The 14,856-nt window shown below is 73.2% G+C and carries 15 protein-coding genes; 3 read left to right on the top strand and 12 right to left on the bottom strand.

Annotated elements, in window-relative coordinates:
- Positions 1-60: 60 nt before the first annotated feature.
- The 6 genes from DEJ51_RS00160 to DEJ51_RS00135 all read right to left on the bottom strand — a co-directional run bounded on the left by DEJ51_RS00160 (position 61) and on the right by DEJ51_RS00135 (position 7,159).
- The gene (locus DEJ51_RS00160; protein ID WP_150255175.1) at positions 61-945 is read right to left on the bottom strand and encodes a hypothetical protein; all 885 of its coding nucleotides are present in this window, start codon (positions 943-945) and stop codon (positions 61-63) included.
- A gap of 68 nt (positions 946-1,013) precedes the next feature.
- Positions 1,014-2,858 carry a siderophore-interacting protein gene (locus DEJ51_RS00155; RefSeq protein WP_150255173.1) on the bottom strand — a complete coding sequence of 615 codons (1,845 nt, stop codon included), beginning with the start codon at positions 2,856-2,858 and terminating at the stop codon, positions 1,014-1,016.
- Positions 2,859-3,101: 243 nt separating this feature from the next.
- Complete coding sequence (locus DEJ51_RS00150; RefSeq protein WP_150255171.1) at positions 3,102-4,154, bottom strand: ABC transporter substrate-binding protein; 1,053 nt, start codon at positions 4,152-4,154, stop codon at positions 3,102-3,104.
- A 13-nt stretch (positions 4,155-4,167) separates the two neighbouring features.
- Complete coding sequence (locus DEJ51_RS00145; protein ID WP_150255170.1) at positions 4,168-4,995, bottom strand: ABC transporter ATP-binding protein; 828 nt, start codon at positions 4,993-4,995, stop codon at positions 4,168-4,170.
- Complete coding sequence (locus tag DEJ51_RS00140; protein WP_223835578.1) at positions 4,992-6,104, bottom strand: FecCD family ABC transporter permease; 1,113 nt, start codon at positions 6,102-6,104, stop codon at positions 4,992-4,994. The genes DEJ51_RS00145 and DEJ51_RS00140 overlap by 4 nt, the downstream gene beginning before the upstream one ends.
- Before the next feature lie 5 nt (positions 6,105-6,109).
- A complete protein-coding gene (locus tag DEJ51_RS00135) occupies positions 6,110-7,159 on the bottom strand; it encodes a FecCD family ABC transporter permease (RefSeq protein ID WP_150255168.1) in 1,050 nt (349 codons plus the stop codon).
- Positions 7,160-7,296: 137 nt separating this feature from the next.
- Here DEJ51_RS00135 and DEJ51_RS00130 point away from each other — a divergent pair, with 137 nt between their 5' ends.
- Together DEJ51_RS00130 and DEJ51_RS00125 are read left to right on the top strand one after the other, a co-directional pair.
- On the top strand, positions 7,297-8,070 hold the full coding sequence (locus DEJ51_RS00130) for a helix-turn-helix transcriptional regulator (RefSeq protein WP_223835577.1): 774 nt from the start codon (positions 7,297-7,299) through the stop codon (positions 8,068-8,070).
- A 311-nt stretch (positions 8,071-8,381) separates the two neighbouring features.
- Entirely contained in the window at positions 8,382-8,876 is a 495-nt protein-coding gene (locus DEJ51_RS00125) for a hypothetical protein (RefSeq protein ID WP_150255165.1), read from the top strand.
- Positions 8,877-8,899: 23 nt separating this feature from the next.
- Here DEJ51_RS00125 and DEJ51_RS00120 read toward each other — a convergent pair whose 3' ends face one another.
- Positions 8,900-9,478 (bottom strand): flavodoxin family protein, encoded by a 579-nt coding sequence (locus DEJ51_RS00120; protein ID WP_411757271.1) that lies wholly within the window; start codon positions 9,476-9,478, stop codon positions 8,900-8,902.
- A gap of 103 nt (positions 9,479-9,581) precedes the next feature.
- Between DEJ51_RS00120 and DEJ51_RS00115 the strand changes: the two genes are divergently transcribed.
- Positions 9,582-9,926: a MerR family transcriptional regulator gene (locus DEJ51_RS00115; protein ID WP_150255161.1), complete on the top strand. Its 345-nt coding sequence runs from the start codon at positions 9,582-9,584 to the stop codon at positions 9,924-9,926.
- 51 nt (positions 9,927-9,977) lie between these two features.
- Here the strand turns inward: DEJ51_RS00115 and DEJ51_RS00110 are convergent, their stop codons facing one another.
- The 5 genes from DEJ51_RS00110 to dhbC are packed head-to-tail and all read right to left on the bottom strand — an operon-like array spanning position 9,978 to position 14,787.
- A complete protein-coding gene (locus tag DEJ51_RS00110; protein ID WP_150255159.1) occupies positions 9,978-10,427 on the bottom strand; it encodes a DoxX family protein in 450 nt (149 codons plus the stop codon).
- Between the two features lie 50 nt (positions 10,428-10,477).
- Positions 10,478-11,140, bottom strand: a complete 663-nt coding sequence (locus DEJ51_RS00105) for a 4'-phosphopantetheinyl transferase family protein (RefSeq protein ID WP_190620082.1) — start codon at positions 11,138-11,140, stop codon at positions 10,478-10,480.
- Between the two features lie 59 nt (positions 11,141-11,199).
- Positions 11,200-11,832 (bottom strand): isochorismatase family protein, encoded by a 633-nt coding sequence (locus DEJ51_RS00100; protein WP_150255156.1) that lies wholly within the window; start codon positions 11,830-11,832, stop codon positions 11,200-11,202.
- Between the two features lie 13 nt (positions 11,833-11,845).
- On the bottom strand, positions 11,846-13,585 hold the full coding sequence (locus DEJ51_RS00095; RefSeq protein WP_150255154.1) for a (2,3-dihydroxybenzoyl)adenylate synthase: 1,740 nt from the start codon (positions 13,583-13,585) through the stop codon (positions 11,846-11,848).
- The gene (gene dhbC / locus DEJ51_RS00090; protein WP_150255152.1) at positions 13,582-14,787 is read right to left on the bottom strand and encodes an isochorismate synthase DhbC; all 1,206 of its coding nucleotides are present in this window, start codon (positions 14,785-14,787) and stop codon (positions 13,582-13,584) included. The genes DEJ51_RS00095 and dhbC overlap by 4 nt, the downstream gene beginning before the upstream one ends.
- Between the last annotated feature and the right edge of the window lie 69 nt (positions 14,788-14,856).

Here is a 14,856-nt window from a genome sequence, read left to right as displayed (position 1 = left end):
CAGGCCGGTCCGGGCAGGAGCGCCCTTTCAGGTGCCCCCGGCGCTCCGCCCGGACGTCCGTCAGCGGTACGAGGTGCCCCGCTCGGGCGGGAGCACCCGGTGGATCAGGCGGACGGCGAACGAATCCGGCGGCCGCCAGACGTGCCGGTCGGCGAACGGCCACGCGTAGACCGGGGACCCCTCGCGGACGCAGTCCAGCAGGCCGGGCGCTTCGAGTTCCCGGGCCGACCACGCGTAGAGCTGCTGCAGTCGCGGCGCGATCACACCGAAGTCGAGGAGGCGGCCGAACCCGATCTCCCGGTCGAGGTGGGACCGCACCGTGTCGTGGAGCGGGTACTCGTCGGGGAGCACACGGGACAGCTGCAGGAAGATCCCGGTCATCTCCACCCGCGGGTCGCCGAGGAGCGGGGCGAGCACACGCAGCCGGCCGAGGGCGATCCGCGGCGCGGCGACGAGGGCGTGGGCGTAGAGGACACGGCACAGGACGACGTTCATGAAGAACCGCTCGGTCTCGTTCTCCGCCTCCGCGAGATCGCGGTGCCCCAGGTATGCGGCGACCACGCTCCCGTTGTGAGCCCGGTACCAGGCCCGGGCCGTGGGGCGGTCGGCGAAGGACAGCCAGCGGTCGGCGGTGAGCGAGGAGGCGGGCCCGGCCAGCCCGCCGCTCAGGCCCACGGCCTCGCAGCCGTCACGCAGGATCCGCTCGTTCACCGCCCGCCACCACGGGCTGCCCGGCCGTTCGGCGAACACCGGCTGCAGTACGCCCCGCCGAAGCTGCCAGCGCATGAACGCCATCGCCGCCCGGCGGAACGGCAGGTGCCGGGGCGCCCTGCCGAACGGCCCGTGGTAGCAGCGCTCCATCAGGGCCATCCGCCCGGCGGGGTCGTCGCGGACCGCGGCGACCTGCCGACCGGCCCAGACCGCGGCCGTGACCTCGGACATCATGACCACAGAGTCGCACAGGACGGCCGGACCGACGCCGTGCCCGGCCGGGCGGCACGCCGCGTACGGGGTCAGGCGGCCGGCGCGAGCACCCACAGACGGTGGTCCCAGCCGACGTCACGGCAGTCGCGGACCGCCAGCCCGGCCCGCTCCGCCAGCGCGGTCACGTCCTTCACCGAGCGCAGCCCGGAACCGAACGCCGCGGTGAGCCGAAGGTGGTGCAGGACGGCGTCGATGTCGTCCGGGTCCGCCGCCTCGACCTGCTCGACCAGCACCAGGGCGCCACCGGCCGGCAGCGCGGCCGCTGCTTCGGCCAGGGTCAGTACCGCGTCCTCGTCCGGCAGCCACTCCAGCAGCCGGCACAGCAGCAGCGTCCCCGCACCCGACGGCACCGGGTGGGTCTGCGGTACGAGTTCCACCCGGGGCAGCACCTCCGGATCGAGGATCTGCCCGCCGAGGACACCCAGCACCGACGGCAGGGCGGCCAGCCGCACGCGCAGTCCGGGAAACTCCTTGACCAGCGCGTTTACGACCGTACCGGCACCGTTGCCCGACGCACCGAGGACGTCCACCGCCGACCAGTCGTAGGCGCCGGCCACCCCGGTCGACACCCAGCGGGCCTCGTCCTCGATGGCGGTACGGGCCGAGCCGCCGAGGCGCAGATCGGTGCGCAGCGCCTCCGCCAGGGGCTCACCGGACGCCGTCCGGCAGCCGTTCGCGCCCGACCGCAGCCGCTCGGCGAGCCCGGCCAGCGACAGGTCGAAGGCGGCCTGGGCGCCGCGCAGGTCGTACTCCTCCAACGAGTGGTCGTCCTCGACCAGTTCCTCGCCCACCGGCGTCAGCCGGAACCCGTCGTCCGCCACCGCGAACACCTCGATCTCCACGAGGTACTTCAGCAGCGCGCCGAGCGAGCGCGGCTCGGTCCCGCTGCGCCGGGCCAGCTCCGCGGGCTCCCGGACGCCCTGGTAGACGAGGTCGACCAGGCCCAGGGTGACGGCCACGCGGATCGCGAGCCCCGGGGCCAGGTCCGTCAGCTCGTGGAGCCGGCCGTGCGCGTCCTCGCCCTCCAGGACGTCGGGGTCGGCGGGCTCGGCGAGACCCGGTGCGACCTCGGCCCGCCGCCAGTAGCCCGTGATGTGCGTCTGCTCGCGCGGAACGCCCCGGTCCACGGACAGGTGCCGCCGGATGCCCTTGAGCGTGACGGCCTCGCCGGCCGCCCAGACGAAGACCGTGCCCGGCAGCCACTCCATGTCCCGCACCGCACGCTCCAGCAGATCGCTGCGCCCGGCCGGCCTGCCGGCCCGCACCAGCCAGGTGATCTCGGCCTGCGCACGCGTCGGCAGTTCCTGACGGTGGCTCTCCTCGCCGACCTCGATGAACACCCGGGCCCGGGTCCCTTCGGGCATCTCGTCGAGCCAGCGGCCGATCGCGGGCAGCGCCGTCTCGTCACCGATCACCAGCAGCCAGTCCGCGCCCTCGGGGTGGCTGTGCGACATCTTCGGCCCGGCGATCCAGGTCACCTGGCCGGGAGCGGTCTGCTGCGCCCACGACGAGGCGATTCCGCCGTCGTGCCGGACGAAGTCGAAGTCGATCTCCCCGGCCACCGGGTCGAACCGTACCGGCGTGTAGTCCTTGGAGATCGGCCGTCCCTCGGAGGGCCAGTCCAGGCTGCTCACGTTCTGCCGGGGCAGCACCGGCTCCCGGCCCTCCTCCGCGAAGAAGAACTTCACGTGGTCGTCGAAGCCCTCCGTGCGCAGCGCCGGGAGGGACAGGCCCGCGTGCTCGAAGGCGTGCAGCTGAGGCCCGCCGAGGGTCACCCGCCGCATCCCGGGCGTGACGTCCGAGACGCGCAGCACCGTCAGCTCCCTGAGCACGATGGGGAAGGTGACGACCGAGCGGGGACTACGGGTGGACATCCGACTTGCTCCCTCACATCCGTCCGGCAGATCCGGCATGCGGCCACGCTACGGCGCCCCGCGCTCCCCGTATCCAACCCGCGGACCACGGCACTGGCACCCCGCGCGCAATCCGGCGCCTGCGGGACTGGACCTCAAGTGCGGCCGGGATCCTGCGGTGTTGCGCGGACGACGCAGCACGCGTCGAGGCCCGCCTCCCACAGGAGACGGGCCTCGGCGGCGATCCGCGGGGCGACCGCGGTCCTACTGGCCGGCGACGGCCTTCGCGAGGAGCGGGGTGAGCTGCTCGACCACCCACGGGGCGCTCAGGGCGTCCGGGTAGGCGATGGCCGAGGACAGCGAGTTGTCCGAGGGGATGACCGTGAAGTGCTTGCTCTTCACCGCGTTCAGCGACTGGAACAGCTTGTTGGACTCCAGCTCGGTCGCGCTGATCACACCGCGGTCACCGAAGGGGTAGGTGACGAGGAGGACGTCGGCGTCGAGCTGGTCGAGGTTCTCCAGGCTCACGGCGTTCTTGTTCGGCGCGTAGTTCTTCGCCTTGTCGGTCTTGGTGAAGCCGAGCTTCTCGAAGACGCCCGGGTCCTGGTCGGCGTAGGACATGAAGCTGACCTGCTCGGGGTGGACGACCGTGTAGGTGTACGTCTTGCCCTTGAACTCGGGGTGCGCGGCGGCGGCTTCCGTCGTGGCCTTCTCGTTCGCCGCGATGACCTCGTCCGCCTTGGCGCTCAGTCCGAGGGCCTTCGCGGCCGTCTTGAGGCGGTCCTGCCAGGTGAGGGTGTCGGCGTGCGCCTTGTCGGTGAAGGTGACCACCGGCGCGATCGGCTGCAGCTTGGCGTAGTCCGCTTCCATCTCCCAGGTGTTCATGCCGAGGATGATGTCGGGGGCCTCGGCCGCGATGGCCTCGTAGGCGGTGCCGTCGGTGTCGTCGTAGGTCTTCAGCTTGCCGGCGCCGAGCTTGTCGATGGCGCGCTGCTTGTACTCGGGCACCTTGGCGCCGTCCTCGACGTCCGGGGTGATGACCGGGACGATGCCGAGGGCCAGCGCGATGGCGGTGTCGCCGTCGGAGACCGTGGCGACCTTCACCGGCTTCTTCTTGACCTCGGTCTTGCCCCACGCGTTGGTGAGGGAGACGGGGAAGGCGGCGGACGCGTCGGCTCCGGCGGCGGCCGGCTTGTCCTTGGCGGCGGTCGAGTCCTCACCGCCGCACGCGGTGAGCAGGCCGAGGCAGGCGGCGGCCGCGGTGAGGGCGGCGAGGGTACGGGCCGGGCGGCGGCGCGTTCTGTGCAGGACGGACATGGTGGTGGGTCTCCTATGCGGGGATACGACGGCCCAGGGGGAAGATCTGGGGCCGCTCTGAGCGGGGATGGGGGACGACGAGACAGTCCAGGCCGAACACCTCGGCCACGGTCTCCTCGGTGAGCACCTCTTCGGGGGTGCCCTGGCGCACGATCCGGCCGTCGCGCATGGCGACGATCGTCGAGGCGTACAGGGCTGCCTGGTTGAGGTCGTGGGACACCAGCACGATCGTCTTGCCGGCCTGCTCGTTGAGGTCGGCGAGGAGGTCCATGACCTCGATCTGGTGGGCGATGTCCAAGTAGGTGGTGGGCTCGTCCAGGAGCAGCGTCGGCGTGTCCTGGGCGAGCGCGAGGGCGATCCAGACGCGCTGGCGCTGGCCGCCGGAGAGCTGGTCGACCGGGCGGTCGATCAGCTCGGCGGTGCCGGTCGCCAGCAGGGCGTCCGCGATGACCTCGTCGTCGGCCGCGGTGCGACGCTGCCCGAACCGGCGGTGCGGGTGGCGGCCGCGCCAGACCAGGTCGCCGACGGTGATGGACTCCGGGGCGATCGGCGACTGAGGCAGGATGCCCAGGCGCCGGGCCACCGCGCGGGTCGACAGGGCGTGGATGTCCTGGCCCTCCAGGAGGACCGCGCCGGCGGCCACGGGCAGCAGCCGGGCGACCGACTTCAGCAGGGTCGACTTCCCACAGGCGTTCGGGCCGACCAGTGCGGTGATCCTGCCGGGTTCGATCCCGAGCGACAGCTCCTCGATGATCGGCTTGCGCTCGTACCCGGCGCTGATGCCGCGGGCTTCGAGCCGGAAGCCGGTGTCGGGGGAGGCGGGTGCGGGTCGTGCGCTCATGGGGTGGCTCCTTGCCTGCGCCGGAGGATCAGCCAGACGAAGTAGGGGGCGCCGAGCAGTGCCGTGAGGACACCCGTCGGTACGGGGCTGATCACGGGGCCGTGCTGGGCGAGGACATCGGCGCCGAGGACGATGACGGCACCGATCGGGACGGCCAGGGCGACGGACCGGTCGGTGCCGACCAGCCGGACCGCGATGGGACCGCTGATCAGCGAGACGAATCCGATCGGACCCGTGACGCTGGTGGCGAGCGCGGCGGCCGCGGCCCCGACCAGCAGGGTCGCGATCCGGGCGGCGCCGACCCGCGTGCCGAGCCCGAGGGCCAGCTGGTCGCCGAGGGCCATGCTGCCCAGGGAGCGGCCCAGCAGCGCGGTGCAGAGCCCGCACACCGCGAGCGCGCCGGCCAGGGTGGACACCCCCTCCCAGGTGGCGTCGTTGACACTGCCGACCAGCCAGCGCATCACCTGCGCGATCCCGTGCTGCCCGGCCACCGTGAACAGGTAGTTCACGTAGGCGGTGCACACTGCGCTCAGACCGATGCCCACGAGGACCAGGCGGTACGTGTCCACGCCCCCGCCGCGCCGGCTCAGCGCGAGCACCGCCGCCACGAGGACGAAGGCTCCGCCGATCCCGGCCAGGGAGGTCCCGAAGGGAACCGCCGGGGCGAACAGCAGCACGGTGGTGGCGCCGGCTCCGGCACCCGCCGAGATGCCGATCATGTCCGGGGTGGCCAGCGGGTTCCTGACCAGCCGCTGGTACAGGGCGCCGGAGAGGCCGAAGAGCGCCCCTGCGAGCAGCGCCGCCAGTGCGCGCGGCATCCGGATGCGGAAGATCACGTAGTCGGCCAGGCCGGTGCGCATCCCGAAGGCCGCGGGCAGGATGTCGCCCGCCGGGATCCGCCTGACCCCGCCGAGCAGGACCGAGGCGACCAGCAGGGCGAGCAGCACCAGGACGAGGACGCAGGTGACGAGGCGGGCCCGGCGCCGTCCCGCCCGGTGGGCGGCGCGCAGCCGGGCCGCGGTGGCGGCCTTGAGCTCCGCCGCCGTGTCCTGGGAGGCCTGTCCGAGGCTCCGGGCCCGGTCCGCCCGTTGCACGTGTGTCTGTGGCACGTCACTCACATCCGGACCAGGTCGCGGCGGCGCGCGAGCCACACGAAGAAGGGGGTGCCGACGAAGGCGGTCATCACCGACACCTGGACCTCGCCGTGGTCGATCACCAGTCGCCCCGCGGTGTCGGCGCCGACGAGCAGCACGGCTCCGCAGACCATGGACAGCGGCAGCGACCACCGGTGGTCCGTGCCCACCAGCATCCGGGCGGCGTGCCCGGCGACCAGTCCCACGAAGGCCACCGGCCCCACGGCCGCAGTGGCGGCCGCGCACAGCAGCACCGCGACGGCCGCACCGGCCAGCCGGGCCCGCTCCACCCGGACGCCGAGCCCGCGGGCGGTCTCGTCACCGAGGCTCAGCAGGTTCAGGGTGCGCCCGAGCGGCAGCGCCAGCAGCAGGCCGGTGAGCGCGAACGGGATTGCCTGGCCCAGGAACTGGCCCCGGCCGGTGAGCTGGCCCACCGACCAGAACCGCAGGTGGGCGTAGACGGCCTCGTCGCGCACCACGAGCAGGGTGATGAGCGAGGACATCACCGCGGCGACGGCGACGCCCGCGAGGACCAGGCCGATCGTGCTGCTGCCCGCGTTGGTGCGGGTCCCGATCAGGAAGACGAGGACCGCGGTCACCGCCGAGCCGGTCAGCGCCATCCAGAAGTAGCCCTGCACACCGGAGGTGTCGAGGAAGAGGATGCCGAGGACGACGAACACCGCCGCGCCCTGCTGTACGCCGAGGACGCCCGGTTCCGCCAGCGGGTTCATCGTCAGCGCCTGCATGATGAGCCCGGAGGCGCCGAGGGCGGCCCCGACGGTCAGGCCGAGCAGCGTGCGGGGTATCCGCTCCGTCCACAGGACGTCGCCGTTGTATCCCTCCGCGCCCGGGTGCAGCAGGATCCGCACGATTTCCAGCGGGGATATGTCACGTGCACCGAGGCCGATGCTCGCGATGGTCACGGCGGCCAGCATCAGGCCGGCGAGCACCACGACCACCGTTCCGCGCGAGGCACGGGGCCTCGCGGGGACCGGGGCCGGTGGTGCGGCCGGCGAAGCCGATTGCTTCATGGGTCTTCGGGTACTCCTCACCTGCTCAAGCTCGAAGTTAGGCTAGCCTTACCAAAGCGGGGTCCGGTCCAATGCCGGAGGCGAACCGCTCACAATCAGGGGTCAAGAACACGGCCCCTGCGGCAGGGGAGGATGTTGTGGCCGAGACGGGACTGCACAGCGTGCGGGACGAGGGGACCCGTGCGGAGGACGTGATCATGGCCGATGACGATTTCATCGCCGAGGGCGGACACCCGCTGCACGTCCACGAGTTCCACAAGTTCCTGCACGTTCCGGTCGGCCGGATCGTGGTCACGGCGCTCGGCCGGGACTACGAACTGTCCGCATCGGTGGCCCTGTGGATTCCGGCGGGCATCGCGCACAGCGCACGGTTCGGAGCGGACTCCGTCATCGCGGCCGAGTCCTTCGACGCGCAACGGTTCGAACTGCCCTACCAGGACGTCACCACCATCAACATCACCGACGCCCAGCGCAGGCTGGTCCTCGGGCGGATGCGCAGCACCTGCGCCCAGGAGGAGGACCCGGACGTCTTCGCCGCGCTGTCCGCCGGACACCGCAACTGCCTGCCGCTGCCCCAGCCCACCAGCCACACCGCGGGCGCCGTGGCGCGGGAGCTGGCCCGGACCCCGAGCGACCCGCGCACCGCGACGGAGTGGGCGGAGAACCTCTACACGAGCTCGACCAGCCTGCGCCGGGCCTTCCGCGCGGAGACCGGCATGGCCTTCTCGGAATGGCGCACCCGGCTCCGGCTCAACCACTCGCTGGGACTGCTGGAACAGGGCCAGTTGGTGAGCTCCGTGGCCGCCCGCGTGGGGTTCGTCAGCACCAACGGCTACATCCTGGCCTTCCGCCGCCACTTCGGGCAGACCCCGGGCGCGTACGTGCGGAGCTCGCTGGACCGGTCCGCGTAGCGACTGGCCGGGACGGCGGTTCCCCCTCGTCCGCGTACACCCGTACGAGGTCGTCGCACGACGGGACGGACCCGTGACCCGGCAGATCTCGACCCCGACGGGTGCATGCCTCCCCAACCCGCCTTCGCCCGGGCCCGAAGGGTGTCAGCCTGTGCGCAAGGAACGGCCGTCGCGCAGCTCCGGGCAGCTCGTGTCCCGGCGCTCGGGCGACCGCTCCGCACCCGGCGGTTGGTGCGGACACCGGCCGAAGTGATCTCATGGGCGGTCACGAGGGACCGGCGGAGCGGCCGGACGCGCGGGAAGGACATGTGGTGGTTGAGCGGGAAGCCGTGGGAGTCACGGTCACGGGATTGGTCGAGGCCGCCACGGACGACCAGAGCGGCGCCCTGTGGCGGCTCCGGCGCAAGGGCCGGCAACTCGACGCGAACGTGGTGCGCCTGCTGCCCGGGGGTGAGATCGCCGTGCACCGGGAGCCCGAGGTGGACGTCCTGCTCGCCGTCGTGCAAGGCGGCGGATCCCTGACCCTGGACGGCGCCGGGCTGGACGTCGTGCCCGGCTCCCTCACCCTGCTGCCGCGCGGCTCCGCCCGCTCGCTCCGGGCCGGCCCCGAGGGGCTGGTGTTCCTGACCGTGCACCGCAGGCGGGCCGGCATGGCCATCGGCCGGCCGCCCCGCACCGAACCACGGACACCGCAGTGCGCGCTCCACCTCGTCTGCGAGCAGTGCCACCGGCACGCCATCGAGGCCGACGCCCGGTACTGCAGCTGGTGCGGCACCCGTCTCGTCCCGCGGGCCGCCACGGGGTGACACCCCGGCGTGGCCGGGTCCCCCTACGGGAACCGGGCCAGGGGTGCCTCCTGGGCGAAGAAGGTCTTGGCGCGGATCGTCGCCCGCTCGTCGTCCCGCACGTGGCCCGGCCGTGAGCCGTTGCCGAGGAGCACCCCGCCGAACCGCATCCCCATGTAGGCCGCGGTGTGGTGAAGGCTGGTCACCAGCCCTTCGGCGCGCACCTCGTCACGGTCGGCCATGGCCGTCACACCCCACAGGGTCCGGCCCGCCATCCGCTGCTTGAAGTCCGAACCGGGCACCGTCAGCCAGCCCGACCAGTAGTCGAGGTAGCGCTTGGTCTGCGCGGAGAGCGAGTACCAGTACAGCGGCGAGGCGATGACGACGTCGGTCGCCTCCAGCGTGGCCTGCCGCAGTGTCTCCTCGCTCTCCGAGGCCTTCCAGCCCTCGGCCTCGTGCCGCCCGTCCCGGAAGTCGGGCAACCCCGACCCGGCCAGGTCGATCCACCGCTGCCGGACACCTGCGGGCAGCTGCTCGGCGGCCGCCCTCGCGAGTATCTCGGTGTTCCCGTCGGAACGGGAGCTGCCGAGGAGGAAGAGGAACGAGCGGTCGGTCATGAACATCACTCCAGCGGTGCACGGTCGGACGGGCGGAATGCCCGCCGGTAGGGGCGACGTTAGAGGTTGACATCAATGTGAAGGTCAACCGGACGCAGAGGAACGGCACATGCTGATCGGCGAACTGTCCCGGCGCACCGGCGTCAGCTCCCGGCTGCTGCGCTACTACGAGGCGCAGGGCCTGCTCGACGCGGAGCGCGGATCGAACGGGTACCGCGACTACACGGCGGACTCCGTGGCCGCCGTACGCAAGGTGCGCGCGCTGCTCGCGGCCGGTCTGTCGACCGAGGTGATCCGCTCGGTGCTGCCGTGCGTGCGGGGCGAGGGCGTGCGCTTCGCCTGGTGCGAGGAGATCCGGTCCGTCCTCGACGGGGAACTGGCAGCCATGGACGCGCGCATCGAGGACCTGCGGAACAGCCGTGCCGCCCTGGCCTGCTACCTGGAGCAGCCCTGAGCCCCGCCCCCGGGGAAACGGGGCGGGGCTCAGGGAGATCGGGGCACGGCCTCAGGCGGTGGCCGTCCGGGGCGTCTGCTCGGTCTCCGCGGCCCGCTCGCCACGGGCGGGCAGCAGCCGGTCCAGGGCGAAGGCGCCCGGGCCGGTGAAGACGAGCAGCAGGAAGGCCCAGCAGTACATCGCGGAGGACTCGCCACTGTTCTGGATCGGGAAGAGGGCGTCCGGCTGGTGGGCCGTGAAGTAGGCGTACGCCATCGAGCCGGAGGCGAGGAAGGCCGCGCTGCGGGTCCCCGCGCCGAGCAGCACCAGGGCGCCGGCGACCAGCTGGATCACCGCCGCGTACCAGCCCGGCCAGGCCCCGGTGGGCACCGTCCCGCCGCCGTGGGCGCCGCCGAGGACGCCGAACAGGGAGGCGGCGCCGTGGCAGGCGAACAGGAGGCCGGTGACGATGCGGAAGAGGCCCAGGGCGTAGGGCCGGGCGGCGTTCAGACGTTCCGTCATGGGGAGATCCTTCGTTCGGTTCGGGGACGTGGGGGAGCGGGGGTGGACCGTCAGCCGGTCCACAGGGCCAGGGCGGCGACCCCGCCGGCGGGTACCGGCAGGTCGTACACCTGGTGTTCGGCGGTCCGCGCCGGCTCGGCGGCCGTGCCCACGTAGGGCTGGCGCGTGCCGTGCGACAGCCCCTGCCCGGTGGACTTCAGCACGGCCTCCTTGCGCGTCCAGCAGCGGGCGAAGGCGGCCGCCCGGGCGGGCCGGGGCAGAGCCAGCAGTTCGGCGCGTTCGTCCTCGTGCAGGCCTGCCACGGCCGTGTGCACCCGGGCGTCCGGCAGGAGGTCCGCCACGTCGACGCCCACCGGTACGGGAGCGACGGCGACCAGCACCAGGTCGCCCGCGTGCGCGAGGGAGAAGTGGACGGGTCGGCCCGGCAGGAAGGGGCGCCCGTGCGGGCCGCCGCACGCGGTGCACGGCTCCCGGTCGATGACGAGGCGGGCCGGCGGTGTTCCGAGCAGCGTGCCCAGGACGTCCCGCAGACAGACGTGCGCGACCAGGAAGCGGTCGACGTCCGCGAACCGCCGGAAACGGTCCGCCCGCAGGGACTCCTCACGGTCGAGCTCGCCCCGCCGGGCCGTGGCGGCCGCCGCGTTCTCCGCCACCGAAGCCGCCCATACGCGGGTCTGCCCGGGCAGGACCACCGGCAGCGGCACGGGATGCACGGGCGGTACGTGCGCCGGGGCCGGCCACGCCCGCGGCCGGGTCCGGACCGGGGCCGGTCTCACAGCTGTGCGCAGACCCGGTCGGCCGTGGTGACCACGGCGCAGCGGCCCGCCGCCCACTCCAGCGCCATCCGGTGCTCGCGCTCGGAGAAGTCGGCGACGGCGTCGGCGACCACGAAGGCCTGGACGTCCTGCATCCAGGCGTCGCAGGCCGTCATCAGAACACCGATGTGGGCGTACACACCGGTGATCACCAGCTGGTCCCGGCCCATCGCGCGCAGCCGCTCCAGGAAGTCGGTCCGTACGAAGGCGCTGTACTTCCACTTCGTCAGCACCGTGTCGTCCGGGCCCGGCGCCACGGTGGCGGGGATCGCGGCGGCCGTGGGGTCGGCGGGCAGACCCGGCCCCCAGAAGTCCTGCTGCAGCCCGCGCTCGGCCGGGCTCTGGCCGCCGGGCTGCGCGGTGTAGAACACGGGCACCCCGGCCCGGCCCGCCTCCTTCTTCAGCCGCGCGACCTGCTGGAGCATGCCGGTGACGGGTTGCGCTTCCGTGTCGAAGGCCGACAGGAAGTAGTTCTGCAGGTCGTGGACCAGCAGGACCGCGCGGTCGGGATCCACCGTCCAGTCGACGCGGTTGGCCGGCAGCTCCCCGGCGGTCGGCAGCGGGTAGGGGGCGATGGCGGGCAGGGCCATGGGTTCATCCGTTTCAGGGCTGATGGGGCGGTACGGGAACGGCGACGGGCGCGACGGGCGCGACGGGCGCGACGGGCACCGGCGGCGCAGCGGCTTCGGTGGCTTCGGCGGTGCGCAGGTCCCGTTTGGAGACCTTGCCCACGCCGGTCTTGGGGAAGGAGGCGACGAACTCCACCCGGTCCGGCACCTTGTACGCCGCGAGGCCGCGCTCCCGCACGAACCTCTTCACGGCGGCGGGCCGCAGCTCTCCGGCGCCCTCGCGCAGGATCACGTAGGCACAGGTGCGTTCGCCGAGGTAGGGGTCCGGCTCGCCGACCACGTTGGCGTCGTGGACGGCCGGATGCGCCAGGATGTGGTTCTCCACCTCCTCCGCCGCGATCTTCTCCCCACCCCGGTTGATCTGGTCCTTGGCGCGCCCCTCGACGACCAGGTGTCCGGTGGGCGTCATCCGGACGATGTCCCCGGTCCGGTAGAAGCCGTCCGCGGTGAACGACCGGGCGTTGTGCCCGGGCGCGTTCCAGTAGCCGCGGATGGTGTACGGGCCGCGGGTCAGGAGGTGGCCGGACTCGCCGGGGCCCACCTCCCGGTCCTCGTCGTCGACGATCCGGATCTCGTCGTCAGGGGAGATCGGCCGGCCCTGGGTGGTGACGATCGTCTCCTCGGGGTCGTCGAGGCGGGTGTAGTTGACCAGCCCCTCCGCCATCCCGAACACCTGCTGGAGCGTGCAGCCCAGGCCCGGCCGGACCCTGCGGGCGGCCTCCTCGCTGAACTTGGCGCCGCCCACCAGCAGGACGTCCAGGCTGCCGAGGTCGCGGTCGGTGCGTGCGGCGGCCTCCGTCCAGAGCAGGGCCAGCGGGGGCACCAGGCCGGTGATCGTCACGCCCTCGGACTCGATCAGCGGGAAGGCGACGTCGGGCACCGGCTGCGGGCAGAGCACCACCCGGCCCCCCGCGTACAGCGCGCCCAGCGAACCGGGGGAGGAGAGCGGGAAGTTGTGGGCCGCGGGCAGCGCCACCAGGTAGACGGAGTCCGCGTCCACCCCGCAGATCTCGTTCGAGGCCCACAGCGAGTAGATGTAGTCGTCGTGGGTACGCGGGATCAGCTTGGGCACGCCCGTGCTGCCGCCCGAGAGCTGGAGGAAGGCGAGGTCGTGCGGGGCGGGACCGGGGCCGAGCCCGCCCAAGGGTACGTCCAGGGGGACGTCGGCCAGCGCGGTGAACTCACCCGGGTCGGCGTCGGCGACGAACACCTCGCGCAGCGAGGGGACTTCGGCGCGGACGGCGGCGGCGAGCCCGCGGTGGTCGTAGCCGCCGTGCACGGCGGGGACCACGTACGCCACCGCCCCGGTGAAGGAGCAGAAGTAGGAGATCTCGGTGCGGCGGTGCGCCGGCAGCGCGAAGACGGGAAGGGCGCCGATCCGGAAGAGCGCGAAGACGACCTCGAAGAATTCGGCCGTGTTCGGCAGCTGCACGACGACCTTGTCGCCGGGACGGATGCCGCGCGCCATGAGGCCGGCGGCCATCTGGTCGGCCCGCGCGTCGAGTTCGCCGTAGCTCCAGGTGCGCCGGCCGCCGTCCGGTCCGCCGGCCGGGTCCACGAGGGCGATCCGGTCGGGGTGCGCCGCCGCCCGCTCGCGCAGCACGGACCCGAAGGTCTCGCCCCGCCACCAGCCGGCCGCCCGGTAGCGCTCGGCGAACTCGGCGGGCCAGGGAAGCCAGGCGGATGCCCGGCCGTCGTCGGGGAAGTCGCTCACAGCCGGGCTCCGACGGCCTGCAGGAAGGTACGGAACTTCGCGGCGGTCTCCGCGGTCTCGGCCTCGGGCTCGGACGCCGAGACGATGCCCGCCCCGGCGTACAGGCGCAGCCGGTTGTCCTCGGCCTCGGCGCAGCGGATGGTGACGACCCACTCGCCGTCGCCGGTGCCGTCCTCCCAGCCGATCATGCCGGTGAAGAAGCCGCGGTCGAAGGGCTCGGTCTCCTCGATCACCTTGCGGGCCACGTCGGTCGGACTGCCGCAGACGGCCGGGGTCGGGTGCAGGCTGGAGGCGATCTCCAGGGCGGAGACGTCGGGCCGCGCGAGCACCCCGGTCACGGTGGTGGACAGGTGCCACATGGTGGCCGTACGGAGCAGGGTGGGGCGTTCCGGGACGTCGAGGGAGGTGCAGTACGGGGCCATGGCCTGGTGCACGGCGTCGACGACGACGGCGTGCTCGTGCAGGTCCTTGGCGGACTGGAGCAGGGCGGCGGCCCGGCGGACGTCCTCGGCGAGGTCGGCGCTGCGCGGGGTCGAACCGGCCAGCGGGTTGGAGATGAGCCGGTCGCCGCGGCGGGAGAGCAGCAGTTCGGGGCTGGCGCCGAGCAGGTTGCGACCGGGGCCGGTGGGGAGCGCGAAGGTGTAGCCGGAGGGGTCGCGGCGGGCGAGCCGCTGCACCATGGCGGGTATGTCGAGCGGTCTGTCGGAGGCGAGTTCCAGGGTCCGGGACAGGACGACCTTGCTGAACTCGCCCTGCCACATCCGGTCCACGGCCGAGGCCACGCCCTTGGCGTAGACATCGGGCTCGGGAACGGAGGCGATGGCCCAGTCGGCGGGCGCCGGACCGGCGGCGGGCAGGGCGATCAGCGGGTCCGAGGCCAGCGGCGGGCCGCTGCGCAGGGACTCCGGGACGACGAGGGCGGCGCGGGCGTCCGGGGCGAAGGGGATCGCGCCGATCACCACGGGGTACGGGTGCCCGGCCCGCCGGGCCTCGGCCAGGGCCTGGGCGACCCGGTGCGGCAGGGGTTCGGCGGAGTGGGCGACCTCCTGGCGGATGCCCTGGGCCAGCAGCGTCCGTGTGGGGGTCGCGAGGAACCTGGCCCCGGCGCGGTACGCGTCGAGCAGCGAGGTGGCGGCGCCGACGGAGGGGTGGACCGGATCGGCCGGTGCGGGGGGCGTGGCGACTTGGTGGACCGTCGGCACGGTGACTCCTCTTCAGGGTGGGGGCAGGTGGGTGCGGCCGGGCGGTCGCCGGCTGCGGGCGGTGCGGGG

It is taken from the genome of Streptomyces venezuelae, from assembly GCF_008642275.1.
In the GTDB taxonomy this organism is placed as follows: Bacteria; Actinomycetota; Actinomycetes; order Streptomycetales; family Streptomycetaceae; genus Streptomyces; species Streptomyces venezuelae_E.
This window is presented reverse-complemented; position numbering and strand designations above follow the sequence as displayed.